Source organism: Pseudomonas sp. GV047, from assembly GCF_003058245.1.
Classification (GTDB): Bacteria; Pseudomonadota; Gammaproteobacteria; order Pseudomonadales; family Pseudomonadaceae; genus Aquipseudomonas; species Aquipseudomonas marginalis.
Map to the genome: position 1 here is coordinate 363794 of NZ_QCWA01000005.1, position 12594 is coordinate 376387.

14 protein-coding genes are annotated in these 12594 nt (G+C 63.3%); 4 read left to right on the top strand and 10 right to left on the bottom strand.

The window, feature by feature from the left end; genetic code table 11:
* Positions 1-1098: an amino acid ABC transporter permease gene (locus C8K58_RS15420; RefSeq protein ID WP_027604714.1), complete on the top strand. Its 1098-nt coding sequence runs from the start codon at positions 1-3 to the stop codon at positions 1096-1098.
* A gap of 11 nt (positions 1099-1109) precedes the next feature.
* The gene (locus C8K58_RS15425) at positions 1110-1874 is read left to right on the top strand and encodes an amino acid ABC transporter ATP-binding protein (RefSeq protein ID WP_003171943.1); all 765 of its coding nucleotides are present in this window, start codon (positions 1110-1112) and stop codon (positions 1872-1874) included.
* A 50-nt stretch (positions 1875-1924) separates the two neighbouring features.
* On the opposite strand, the gene C8K58_RS15430 is transcribed toward C8K58_RS15425, so the two are convergent.
* Positions 1925-2407: a type II toxin-antitoxin system MqsA family antitoxin gene (locus C8K58_RS15430; protein ID WP_098480346.1), complete on the bottom strand. Its 483-nt coding sequence runs from the start codon at positions 2405-2407 to the stop codon at positions 1925-1927.
* Positions 2404-2715, bottom strand: coding sequence for a type II toxin-antitoxin system MqsR family toxin (locus tag C8K58_RS15435; protein WP_092356204.1), 312 nt, complete (start codon positions 2713-2715; stop codon positions 2404-2406). The genes C8K58_RS15430 and C8K58_RS15435 overlap by 4 nt, the downstream gene beginning before the upstream one ends.
* Positions 2716-2874: 159 nt before the next feature.
* On the opposite strand from C8K58_RS15435, the gene C8K58_RS15440 reads away from it, so the two are divergent.
* Both C8K58_RS15440 and C8K58_RS15445 read left to right on the top strand, forming a co-directional pair.
* Complete coding sequence (locus C8K58_RS15440; protein ID WP_092356653.1) at positions 2875-3534, top strand: FadR/GntR family transcriptional regulator; 660 nt, start codon at positions 2875-2877, stop codon at positions 3532-3534.
* Entirely contained in the window at positions 3524-4789 is a 1266-nt protein-coding gene (locus C8K58_RS15445; RefSeq protein ID WP_108573904.1) for a CynX/NimT family MFS transporter, read from the top strand. Before C8K58_RS15440 ends, C8K58_RS15445 begins: the two co-directional genes overlap by 11 nt.
* Here the strand turns inward: C8K58_RS15445 and C8K58_RS15450 are convergent.
* From C8K58_RS15450 to C8K58_RS15485, 8 genes are all read right to left on the bottom strand, one after another.
* On the bottom strand, positions 4786-5436 hold the full coding sequence (locus C8K58_RS15450; protein WP_108573905.1) for a DUF1120 domain-containing protein: 651 nt from the start codon (positions 5434-5436) through the stop codon (positions 4786-4788). The genes C8K58_RS15445 and C8K58_RS15450 overlap by 4 nt on opposite strands.
* Before the next feature lie 18 nt (positions 5437-5454).
* A complete protein-coding gene (locus C8K58_RS15455; RefSeq protein ID WP_098480344.1) occupies positions 5455-6585 on the bottom strand; it encodes a DUF1120 domain-containing protein in 1131 nt (376 codons plus the stop codon).
* A complete protein-coding gene (locus C8K58_RS15460; protein ID WP_092356217.1) occupies positions 6582-9014 on the bottom strand; it encodes a fimbria/pilus outer membrane usher protein in 2433 nt (810 codons plus the stop codon). The genes C8K58_RS15455 and C8K58_RS15460 overlap by 4 nt, the downstream gene beginning before the upstream one ends.
* A gap of 80 nt (positions 9015-9094) precedes the next feature.
* Entirely contained in the window at positions 9095-9790 is a 696-nt protein-coding gene (locus C8K58_RS15465; protein WP_092356220.1) for a fimbria/pilus chaperone family protein, read from the bottom strand.
* A gap of 29 nt (positions 9791-9819) precedes the next feature.
* Positions 9820-10443, bottom strand: a complete 624-nt coding sequence (locus tag C8K58_RS15470) for a DUF1120 domain-containing protein (protein WP_027604705.1) — start codon at positions 10441-10443, stop codon at positions 9820-9822.
* 80 nt (positions 10444-10523) lie between these two features.
* Positions 10524-11144, bottom strand: coding sequence for a DUF1120 domain-containing protein (locus C8K58_RS15475; RefSeq protein WP_027604704.1), 621 nt, complete (start codon positions 11142-11144; stop codon positions 10524-10526).
* A 29-nt stretch (positions 11145-11173) separates the two neighbouring features.
* Positions 11174-11788, bottom strand: a complete 615-nt coding sequence (locus tag C8K58_RS15480) for a DUF1120 domain-containing protein (protein ID WP_027604703.1) — start codon at positions 11786-11788, stop codon at positions 11174-11176.
* 46 nt (positions 11789-11834) lie between these two features.
* Positions 11835-12458 (bottom strand): DUF1120 domain-containing protein, encoded by a 624-nt coding sequence (locus tag C8K58_RS15485; protein ID WP_027604702.1) that lies wholly within the window; start codon positions 12456-12458, stop codon positions 11835-11837.
* Positions 12459-12594: the final 136 nt, after the last annotated feature.

The window sequence follows — 12594 nt, forward strand, 5'->3', positions numbered from 1 at the left end:
ATGAGTTCGCATACTTTCAAACCTGATATGCCGCCGCCGAGCAAAGTCTTCGGACCGATGGCCTGGATGCGCGCCAACCTGTTCTCCAGTTGGCTCAATACCCTGCTGACGCTGTTGGCGTTCTACCTGATCTACCTGGTGGTGCCGCCGATCCTGCAGTGGGCCATCCTCGATGCCAACTGGGTCGGCACCACCCGCGCCGACTGCACCAAGGAAGGCGCGTGCTGGGTGTTTATCCAGCAGCGCTTCGGGCAGTTCATGTACGGCTACTACCCCGGCGACCTGCGCTGGCGTGTGGACCTGACCGTGTGGCTGGCCATCGTCGGCGTGGCGCCGTTGTTCATCTCGCGTTTCCCACGCAAGGCGGTCTATGGCCTGAGCTTCCTGGTGCTGTACCCGATCATCGCCTACTTCCTGCTCCACGGCGGGATCTTCGGGCTGACCAATGTGGCAACCAGCCAATGGGGCGGCCTGATGCTGACCCTGGTCATCGCCACTGTCGGCATCGCCGGTGCCTTGCCGCTGGGGATTGTGCTGGCCTTGGGGCGGCGCTCGAACATGCCGGCGATTCGTGTGGTCTGCGTGACCTTCATTGAGTTCTGGCGCGGCGTGCCGTTGATCACCGTGCTGTTCATGTCCTCGGTGATGCTGCCGTTGTTCCTGCCCGAAGGCATGGGCATCGACAAGCTGCTGCGGGCGTTGATCGGCGTGATCCTGTTCCAGTCGGCCTACGTGGCCGAGGTGGTGCGTGGCGGTTTGCAGGCGATCCCTAAAGGTCAGTACGAAGCGGCCGCGGCGATGGGCCTGGGTTACTGGCGCAGCATGGGCCTGGTGATTCTGCCGCAAGCCCTGAAGATGGTGATCCCGGGCATCGTCAACACGTTTATCGCCTTGTTCAAGGACACCAGCCTGGTGATCATCATCGGCCTGTTCGACCTGCTCAACAGCGTCAAGCAAGCCGCCGCCGACCCTAAATGGTTGGGCATGGCCACCGAAGGCTATGTGTTTGCCGCCCTGGTGTTCTGGATTTTCTGTTTTGGTATGTCGCGCTATTCCATTCATTTGGAACACAAGCTCGACACAGGCCACAAGCGTTAGGAGTTGATGTTATGAGCGAAGCGATCAAACAGCCTGTGAGCCCTGAAGGCATTATCCAGATGCAGGGCGTCAACAAGTGGTACGGCCAGTTCCATGTGTTGAAAGACATCAACCTCAACGTCAAGCAGGGCGAGCGTATCGTGCTGTGCGGCCCGTCGGGTTCGGGCAAGTCCACCACCATCCGTTGCCTCAACCGTCTGGAAGAGCACCAGCAGGGCCGCATCGTGGTCGATGGCGTGGAACTGACCAACGACCTCAAGCAGATCGAAGCGATCCGCCGTGAAGTCGGCATGGTGTTCCAGCACTTCAACCTGTTCCCGCACCTGACCATCCTGCAGAACTGCACGCTGGCGCCGATGTGGGTGCGCAAGATGCCCAAGCGCAAGGCCGAGGAAATCGCCATGCACTACCTGGAGCGTGTGCGCATCCCGGAGCAGGCCCACAAGTTTCCGGGGCAACTGTCCGGCGGCCAGCAACAGCGCGTTGCGATTGCCCGCGCCCTGTGCATGAAGCCGAAAATCATGCTGTTCGATGAGCCGACCTCGGCCCTCGATCCGGAAATGGTCAAGGAAGTACTCGACACCATGATCGGCCTGGCCGAAGACGGCATGACCATGTTGTGCGTGACCCACGAAATGGGTTTCGCGCGCACCGTGGCCAACCGTGTGATTTTCATGGACAAGGGCGAGATCGTCGAACAGGCGGCGCCGAATGACTTCTTCGACAACCCGCAGAATGACCGGACCAAGCTGTTCTTGAGCCAGATCCTGCATTGATCGATGCCTGAAAAAATAAACCCGGCCTGGCCGGGTTTATTTTTGTCTGTTCAGGAGGCCTTGAGCGCCTCCTGCCCTGTGTTCGCGGTATGGGTGAAGCCCCGCAGGTCAGCGCCTTCGGCCAAGACCCTGGCGTCGGCGAGCAGGTGAGGGTAACGGTCCAACAATCGCATCAATAGAACCAGTGGCTTCGGTGGCAGAAGCTCACCGCGTTCATAACGTGAAAAAGCGTTGTGACCGCCACCGGACAACAGTTGCACGGCTTCTTTCTGCGTAAGGTGCAGCTTGCGACGGATGCGTTTCATCTCGTTGCCGATCATTGTCCGCGCGGTACGGACCAGTTCATCGCTGGCGGCGCTATAGCGGTCGGAGCTGTCAGGGTCATGCATGCCGTCGCCGCACAGTTGGCATTCCCAGCCAGACAGGTCATCGACACGCCGTTCCATACCGTTGACACGGAGGGTTTCGCTGCGGCTTTCGAAGCGCCTCATGGCGTCGGGTGCACCGCAAATGAAGCAATGTTGAGTGTTCATGAGCTCTTCTTCTTGAAGGAGATCACTGGAGGGTTACCGGCTGTGCAGTAAGTGACCTTGATGTAAATCTCCAGACCGTGTGAATTGATGTGGTACACGTCCTGCCACACCCGGTGATCGGCATACGTGGTCATCGATTTGTACAACATCCTGTTTTGTAGTTCGAAAACGACCTCTTGCATCTCCTTGATACTCAGACCGAGCCGCGCGCCTGTTTGCTTTGCTGCGAGCGTAAATGCCCGGCCTCCAAGCCGCCTGACGTCCGCCTTGATCACCGCCAGATCGTAATGAGGTGTGTACTTTTCCATAAGACACCTGAGCCGAATAATTACCCTTTGAGGGTAATTTTACCAATCGAAAATACTGCTCCTTTTCCTGCCTAAGAACCCTAGTGCGTTGCCTTTGTAGGCAACTCTGAATAGGCTGTAGGAAAATTCATCCTATGATTGGACGAAAGCCTGCATTCCATGACAGACATCGCCCCCTTGATCAAACGCTCCCTGGTGGACCAGGCCCTTGAGCAATTGCGCTGGCGCATCAGCGAAGGCCGGTGGGCCATCGGCGAACGCCTGCCCACCGAGCCGGAGCTGGCCGCCGAGCTGGGCATCAGCCGCAACACCGTGCGCGAGGCCATGCGCGTGTTGGCGTTCTCCGGGTTGATCGAGATCCGCCAGGGCGACGGCAGTTACCTGCGCTCGATGACCGACCCGCTGGGGGCCATGCGCGCGTTATCCCACTGCACCCTGGAGCAGGCGCAGGAGACGCGGCAGATCCTGGAAGTGGAGGCCGTCGGGCTCGCGGCGGTGCGCCGTACCGACGCCGACCTCACCGCTTTGCATGAGGCACTCAAGGCCAGCGCGGTGCTGTACCACGGTGACCTCGAGGCCTATATCAGCGCCGACCTGCTGTTCCACAAACGCCTGGTGGACGCCGCGCACAACCCGGCGTTGAGCGAGCTGTACCAGTACTTTTCCGCCATCGTCGGCGCGCAGTTGCGCCAGACCCTGAACATTTCGCCGCGTCGCCAGGCGGTGTTCGACCTGCATATCGCCCTGCTCGCAGCCGTGGAACACCAGGACCCGGAACGCGCCAAATCCCTTTGCCGGCAGTTGATCAATGAACCCTGAAACCAAGCGTACGAGCGAGTTGGACGAACTGTTGATCGACGCCGAGGCCGACGACGACGTGGTGCAAAGCAGCCACCCGGTGGTGAGTCGCCCCTGGTTGCTGCTGCTGGGCCTGATCCTGGTGGCCTTGAACCTGCGTCCGGCGTTGTCGAGCGTGGCGCCATTGCTGGCCGACGTCTCCAGCGGCCTGGGGTTGTCGGCGGCCAAGGCCGGTTTGCTCACCACCCTGCCGGTGTTGTGCCTCGGCCTGTTCGCACCCACGGCGCCGATCCTGGCCCGGCGGTTTGGCGCCGAGCGGGTGGTGTTGGGGATTTTGCTGACCCTGGCTGCCGGCATCATCCTGCGCAGCGCTTTTGGCGAAGTGGGCTTGTTCGCCGGCAGCCTGATCGCCGGTGCGAGCATCGGCATCATCGGCGTCTTGCTGCCGGGCCTGATCAAGCGTGATTTCGCCAGGCAGGCCGGTGCCATGACCGGCGTCTACACCATGGCCCTGTGCCTGGGCGCGGCGTTGGCCGCCGGTGCCACGGTGCCGCTGAGTCATTACTTCGGTGACCGCTGGACCATTGGTCTGGGCTTCTGGATTCTGCCGGCGTTGGCGGCGGCGTTGTTCTGGTTACCGCAGGTCGGCCGCAGACACGCCACCCACCAGGTCGCCTACCGAGTGAAGGGCCTGCTGCGTGATCCGTTGGCCTGGCAGGTCACCTTGTACATGGGCCTGCAATCGTCCCTGTCGTACATCGTGTTTGGCTGGCTGCCGTCGATCCTGATCGGTCGTGGCCTGAGCGCCACCGAAGCCGGGCTGGCGTTGTCCGGCTCTATCGTCATGCAATTGTTCAGTTCCCTCGCCGCACCCTGGCTCGCCACCCGTGGCAAAGACCAGCGCCTGGCGATCGTACTGGTGATGCTGCTGACCCTCGGCGGTTTGTTCGGTTGCCTGTATGCACCGCTGGACGGCCTGTGGGGCTGGGCGATCCTGCTCGGCCTGGGCCAGGGCGGTACGTTCAGCCTGGCGCTGACCCTGATCGTGCTGCGCTCGCGCGACTCCCATGTGGCGGCCAACCTGTCGAGCATGGCCCAGGGCTTTGGCTACACCCTGGCGTCCATTGGCCCATTTGCGGTGGGCCTGGTGCACGACTGGACGGGCGGCTGGTCGGCCATCGGCTGGATTTTCGCGGTCACCGGCCTGGGCGCCATCATTGCCGGGCTGGGGGCGGGGCGGGCGCAGTATGTGCAGGTCAGCAGCGAGAAAGTCTAGAGGTACACCACCTCCAGCGTGGCAAGGCCGTCGAGTCGTGTGTCGCTGCTCAGGTCCAGGTTTTGCGTGGCATTGATCACGGCTTCGACCTTGACCGTGCTGATCAGCTCCTGGATTGCCGAGGGCCCGGCCGTGCTGCCGGCGATGTCGGTAAAGCCCAGGTAACTGTTGGCGCCGATATTGATCGGGTTGAGGTTGGCGGTGCGCCAGGCCACGCCGCCGGTGGTGGATTCGGTGCCGTACACCTGCGTGGTGCTGTCGACCAGGGTTTGCCTGGGGTCGAAGGTCATGGCGTACAGGCCGATGCGGTTGCCGCTGCTGTCCAGGCCCAGGCCGTAGTAAATCTCGCTGTTGACCATGGCCGAACCGTCGCGATTGTCGTGCATGCGCAAGGCAAAGCGGTTCGAGGCGTTGCAGGCGATGCTGACTTGCAGCAGCTTGACCGGCAGGCGCGTGTTTTTGTCCGTGTTCAGGTCCTGGTGGGAGATCTTGCCGTAGTCGATCAACGCGCCGTTGGACAACTGCGGGGTGCAGGCGGTGGGCGTGATGCGGCCCTTGACCGCCAGGTCCACGCGCGAGGCGGCCTGTGCGGGGAGCGCGCTCTCCAGTAACAGCAGGGAGAGCAGGGTGATGCCGGGGGTTTTCATGGGGCGGGTTCCAATGGGTTACAGGTAGATGATTTCGAGGGTGCCGGAGCCGTTGATGTACACCACGTTGCGCAAGTCCAGGGCCTGGGTCGGCGCCAGGTAGGCCTTGAGGCGCACCGTGCCGGCCAGGTGCTGGATCGGTACCGGCCCCAACGTGCTGGCGGCGCGGTCGGTGAACCCCATGAGGCTGTTGGCGGCGATGGGGATCTGCCGGGCACTGGAACTGCTCCAGGCCACCCCGCCGCTGGTGGAGTCGGTGCGATACAGCGTGCCGAGGGCATCGGCGCTGAACTCGGCCGGGTCGATGTTCAGGTAGTAGCGCCCGATCTTGTTCTGGCTGGCGTCCAGGTCCAGGCCGTAGGCGGTTTCGTCGATGCCTCCGGTCGCCGAGCCGTTGCGGTTGTCATGCATCTTCAAGGCGAAGGGGGTGGCGGCGTCGCAACTGACAGAGAACTGCAAGGTGCGGGTGGGCAGTGGGGTTTCGTGGGTGGCGTTCAGGTCTTTGGCCGCCAGCGTGCCGTAATCCACCAGCCCTCCGTTAGACAGCTGCGGTACACAGGCCACGGGAGCGAAATGCGCCTGCAGCGTCAGTTCGCGGTAGCGATCGCTGGGACGGTGGTAGACCGTGCCGGAAACTTCCCAGGTGGTGGCATCCCTGACGCGGGTGGCGGCGCTGTCGGCCCAGGCGTTGACGCTCAGTTGCAGCGAAAAGTGCTTGCCCCTCAGCAGCGTACCGTTCTGGACCGGCGCAATCCCGTGGCCCGGCCGCCAATCCAGGCTGTTGCCTGTGGCGACGGCAGGCTGGCCGCTGGCGGGCAGCAATCCCAGGGCCACCGCCTGGCCATCCAGTACAGCGTCGCTGGCGTTGAGGGTGTAGCTGCCCTGCTCGGTAAATTGCCAGCGCTCTGGGCTTGCCGCCAGGGCGCGATAGAACAGGCTCGGGTCGGTGGGGTGCGGGCACGTGAACGTCAGGCTCAGGCGCCGCTCGCCGAGCAAACGCTGTGGGGCGCTGTCGCGCTGGGCGGCGCGGTTCATCAGGCCAAAATCCAGCAACGCCTCGCTGACGTTCAGGCGGCATTCGTCCTGGGCCAGGGCGCTATTGAGCGCGCCCATCAGCACGCAGGCGATGCCTAGTCGTAGGGCTGTCATCGATCATCCTCGGGGGTATGGCAGAGGGCGGGGGCGGTTTCGTAATACACCGTCGGATTCGCCTTGGCCGGCAATTCAAAGCGCAATTCACAGCGTTGTTTGCCTGCGGTGCCGACCCACAGCGTGGTGTGCTCCAGCACATTGGGCAGGAACACCTGGCTGCCGTCCTGGACCAGGGTGACGAATTCACCCTCGGCGGTGCTCACCGTGGCCCCACGGGGCAACGGCTGGTCCTGGTCGGTGCGTACCGTCAGCAGCAAGCGGCGCGTCAGCGCTACGCCGAACTCGACGCGATCCACCGCACCACGCCCGGCCGAGATCATTGCCAGGCCATTGTGGATATCGGCGTTGCGTGGCAGCGAGCGGGTCTGTACCTCGACCGGGCTGCGTCCGTACGCATTGACCTGGGAAACCACCGCCTGGCCTTGCCAATCGGTCCAGACCGGGCCGCTGGGGGTGCTGAGCTTGATGCCGCTCATGTCGCCCACCGACACCAGGGCGAAGGTGTCGCGCACCGGGTACGGCGAGAACGTCATCCCGCCGCCATGCACCACCATCGCGCCACGGGCACCGCCCTGGTAACTCGAGCGTTCGGCGTCGCTGCGGCTGTAGCTCAGGTCCAACTGGCTGTAGCGCGGCAGGGCGGACAGGCCCACGCTGGTCTCCACCTGGCGGTCGCGGCTGTCGTACTCGGCGCTGACCCGGTAGTTGAGTTGGTCGTTGACCTGTTCGTTCAGGCCGAGCCCGGAACGGTGCTCGCCGCCCGAGTTGCGCACCCAGGCGCGGGCCCGGCGACTCTCGCCCAGGGGCAGGCTCAGGTTCAGGTACACCGCATTGTCCTGTTGCTGGCGCCCGCCCATCTGCCATTCGGCACTGGCCGACAGCGACACGCCGTTGACGCTCGTCCCCCAGGACGCCAGCGCGCGGCTGCTGTTGGCCCCGTCAAAATTGCTGGAGCGCGAGAGCCCGGCGCTGAATGCCCCGAGCCACGGGTGCGACCAGCCCAGGGTGGCGCTTTGTTGATCGCGATAGCGTGTGCTGCGGTGCCGGTCGGGTTGGGCTGCGTAGGTGGCTTCCTCCAGCTCGCGGTAGCCTGGGGTGCGCCAGGAGTTGGCGAGACTGAATGACCATTGTTCACCCAGGCGCTGGGCCCAGGAAAGATCGGTTTGTACACCCTGTGCCTTGTCGCGGGCCTGGGCATCGGAGAGTTGGCTGGCCAGCTGCAACTGGCTGTCCAGCCCGGGCAACCAGGCCATGCTTGCTCCCACTCCACGGTATTGGCTGGCGGCCAGCACGCCACCGCCCACGGACAATTGCGGATGCACGGCGCCGTTCCAGCCCGCACTGACCACCCACGGATCGTCACCTTGAGCGTTACCAATATTGCGCACGCGTCCTGATGCCACCGAGTAACCGGCTGCCGGCAGCCCCAGGCCAAGCATCGCCGCCGGGACGGTGAAGCGCCGTTCGCCGCCTGTGCTTTCCTTGACCGTTACCTCCACATCCGAGCGGGTGTTCAAGCGCCGTACATCGGTGAGGGCGAACGGGCCGGCGGGGACCACCGTCGAGTGGATCAGCGCGCCGTTCTGCCGCACCTCGACCTGTGCGGGGCTGTTGGCGATGCCCTCGATGGTCGCGCCCTGCTCCTGGTCTTGCAGGGCTTGTTCGGTAAATACCTGCACGCCGGTGATCTGGGCGCCGGACAACACCGGGTTGTAGAGGCTGACTTGCCCGGCCTGCAGCACCGTTTGATAACGGGCAAAGGTGCGTTGGGCATAGGCTTCCAGGTGGGTGCTGCGTGACAGGCCATCCTGCCAGGTCTGCACCTGGCGGCTGCGCACGATCCAGTCGCCCGCATTGAAGCCGACCTCGGTATTGGCCGAGCCGAAACGGCTGGCGTCGTCGCCGAAGCGGTTGTAGAACCCGCTGAGGTCGTAGTTGAGCAGGCCCGCGACGCCGCCGGCCTGGTACTCCGAGATGTCCTGCTGCAGGGGGCGCAAGGCTTCGCTTGGCACCACCAGCGATACGGTAAGGCTGGCCGGGTCCGGCTCGACCAGACTCTGCGGGAAGCGGGCGAGCACGTCATGGCACGGGCCGCTGTCCGCCGGGACCCGCAGATTGGCGGTGTCCAGCAGCGCGCGGTCAAAGCACAGGGCGCCGTGCTCATCGAAACGTGCCTGCAGGCGGCCGCGGCGTTGCCCGTTGACCCGCAAGGTCACGGCGTGTGTGCCTGCCGTGAAGCGCGGGGCATCCAGTAGCAGGCTCGCCAGGTGCGGGTCGATGCCGCGCTGGTCCAGGGTCTTGGTATCAAAGCCTGCGTACTCGTCGGCCCGCACCTCTTCGGGGAACAAGGCAAAGGTCAACAGCAGCACGGGTAAGGCAAGGCGGGGTGGGGCGGCGGGCACGGCGTTGCCGTCACGATCATTCACGACTGTTTTCACCAAGGCATTCGAATATTGGGCGGCTGCGCGTCTTAGCGGCGCTTGTCAGGCCGTCACGTCGTCTTGCGTCAGGGGAGGGTGAGCGGCGCGTCGTAGGCGGCGACGGCGAAACCATACAGGGTGGCCGGTTGCAGTCTTACCATGCGGGCGCCGGCGGCGGTTGCCGGCACACGCAGGCGCTCACCCGGCAACACGTAGGTGCGCGGCAGCATCGCCTTGCCGTCGCCGGGCAGCAGGCGCAGCTCCTGGGCCAGCCGCACCACATACGGCGTGTCATTGCTGACCAGCAATTGGTTGTTTTCCAGGGACCAGGTCAAGCCGGTCCAGGGCGTGCGATTGGGCGCCAGGCCCTTGGGATGAATGATCACCGGCAGGTTCTGGCGCACGGTGACACCCACCCGTGCATGTCCGGCCTCGGCTGCGGGGCGGCCCTTGGGCATGCCTTCGAAAATCACGCGTTTGAGGCGCTGGCTCTTGAGCGGCAAATGATCTTGCAGGATGAAACGCACCAGTTGCGATTTCGTCGGCTCCACCCGCGACAACGGCGGGGTGACCACCAGCAAGGGCTCGTTGTCTTCCGGGATATCTTCCAGGGTCACGTGCAGCAGGGCCAGCTGACTGTCGGTGTTGGTCACCGAAACGCTGGCTTCGCCGTCGCTTTCGTAGACGATCACCACGGAGGTGTCGGGGACCATGCCATCAGCCCGGGCATTCATGCTGAACAGCAATGCCAGGGCGGCAATATTCAAAAGTAGCGTCGTCATGACGAGAGTTCCGTTGGGCAGGAGAGGAGTCAGAGGTAGCGCAGATCCAGGACGATGGAGCCATCCAGCGGCACCTCTTGATCCAGGGTCAGGTAGTTGGAAAAGTTGATCGAGGTTTCGATGTGCAGTTGGGCGCTCAGATGCCTGATGAAGTCCGGCTGGCGATCCCCCGGCAGGGCAAAACCGGTGTAGGCCTTGGGCGCGGCGTTGGGGCGAGGCGTCCAGGTTTCACCGTTGTCGAGGGACATCAGCACCTGCATGGGTTGCGCGTCGCCCAGTGGGTTGCGATAGGACAGCGCCACGCCGCCGAGGCGTTCTTCGGGGGCATGGATGTTCCTGCCCAAGCCGAAGACCCCTGGGGCCAGCGCCGACTCCGCACGGTTGTCCAGGCCCACCAGCGCAAACAGCATGGGCCGGGCGCACTGTACGGACAGCTCCAGGAGTCGGCTCGGCATCAGGGTGAATTCATCACTGCTCAGCGTATGGGAGGGAATCTTGCCATGGTCAACCATACCGTCTTCCGACAGCTCGACGTGACAGGCGTCCGGGGTCAACCGGCCGGTCACGGTGATATCGACGATAGAGGCGGCCCACGCCGGGGCGGCGAAGGTCAGTGTCAGCAGGGCAGCGAAAAGCGTGGCGGGCGTGTTCATAGGGCATCACTGGCTGGGAGACGGTGGCCGATCTGTAAGGGAGGCCATGGCAGGACTGGCCTGGCATGGCATCCCCGGCATCACAGGTACTTCACTTCCAGGGTGGCCGACCCGTCGAGGGTGACCTCGTTGCTCAGGTCCAGGCTGTCCGTGCGGGCAATCGAGGTGCTGACCTCCATCTCCATGACCAATTCCTTCACGGGCACCGGCTGGGTGGTGTCATCCGTGGTGGCGACCGACATGTACAGGCCCGGGTCCCAGAACTTTTCCTTGTACCAGGTATTGCCCCCGTCGCCGGAAGCGATGGTTTCCACCTGTACGCCGTCGGCGACGGCGTTTTGCAACATCAGGTCGAACCAGCCCAGTTTTTGCGTACCGTTGATAAAGCCCAGTCCGAAGAGACTCGCCATTATTGCGGAGTCCGCGCGGTTATCGATCGCATTCAGGGCAAACGAGGTCGCACCATCACAGACCACCGCAATCGTCATGACGTTCTTACCGATGTGGGTAGGGTTGTCCGGGCGCAGGTCCTTGGCGGAAATCTTCCCGTGGTCGATGACGCCGCCGCCGGACAGGTTGGGGGTACAGGCGCTGGGCACGATCAGGCCCTTGACGGTCAGGTCCACGGTGGAGGCGGCATGGGCGGTGGCGCAGGTGAGCAGCATCAAGCTGGTGGCAGCGGCACTGAACAGGGTTTTCATGGTGAGCGAACTCCTTTCGATAGGCGGAATTACAGGTACTTGAGTTGAACGGTGGCGTGCCCGTCGATGGGGACTTCGTCCAGCAGGGTCAGGCGGTCGGCGGGGGCGACGTGGGTGTACAGGCGGATCTGCGCGTCAAAGTCGCGGACGGCGATGGGCACCAGGCCATTGCTGCTTGCAACGGCGGTCAGCCAGATATGGTTCAACTGGTTGGTGGGGGCCCAGCTCACCCCGCCATCGCTTGAGGTAATGATGCGTGCAGCCGCGCCGTCGGCCACGGGGGTGTAGAGGTGGAAGGTCGAGCCGCCGATCTTTTCATCGTTCGGGGTCATGCCCAGGCCATGCCAGTGATCATGGTTGGCCGAAGAACCGGCGCGGTTATCAATGGTGTTGAGGGTGAAAAATGTCGGCCCTTCGCAACGGACGCTCAATTGCATGTTCTGGTTGGGCAACACGGTGTGTTGCTCGGCATTGAGCGACTTGGCCGACATTTTCCCGAAGTCGACCACGCCGCCCCCGGAAATCAGCGGCGCGCAGGCGCTGGGCGTGATGCTGCCCTTGACGGTGAGGTCGGTATTGCTGGCGGCAAACACCGCTGGCGTAAACAACAGCAACAGTGCTGCGCGAGTGACAAATAGGTTCATAGGGGCAATCACCATTTGAGCAGGGTCGATGGACGCGGGGTAAGCACTACAGGTACTTCACTTCAAAGGTCGCAGAACCATCCAGTGCCACCTCGTTGGTCAGCGTCAGTGTGTTGGCCGGCGCGATCGCGGTGTTGAGCACAATCTCCACGCTCATGTCCTGCAGCGGGTGAGGCTGCCAGCCAATCGTTTCGTCCAGGCCTCCCAGTGCAATCAGGTAGTTGGGCTCAACGGTGTCGTCTTCTGCGAGCCACGTCCAACGGCCTTCGGTGTACGACACCAGCAAGGTCGACGGCTTGTCGGCGACGGGATTGCGCATGGTCAGGAAGTACCTGCCCAGTTTCTCCGTCTCGTTGATCAGGCCCAGTCCGAACGAGGCGGGGCGGGTAGAGGAGCCGGCACGGTTGTCGAAAGGCTTGATGGCAAACAGCGTCGATGCCTCGCAACTGACGGACAGTTGTACGGTTTGTGTGGGCAGCGGGGTCTGGCTGTCGAGGTTCAGGTCTTTCGCGGAAATTTTTCCGAAATCCACTGCGCCCGGCAGGTTGGGCGTACACGCACTGGGCGTGATCAAACCTTTGACCGTCAGATCCACCGTGCTGGCAGCCAAGACAGGCAAGGCACTGGTGAGCAACAGGGCGGCGCTGAACAGGGTGAGGGACTTGCTCATTTCTATAGGTTCCACTAAGGGGCTGGCTGATAAAGGCTTGCGCACGGCATCGTCCGAGCTTTTTGTGGAAGGCGGCGAGCAGGGCGGCGGGTGGTGTCTTGCTGGGATCGACGAAACGGGCCGATCCATCCCCTCT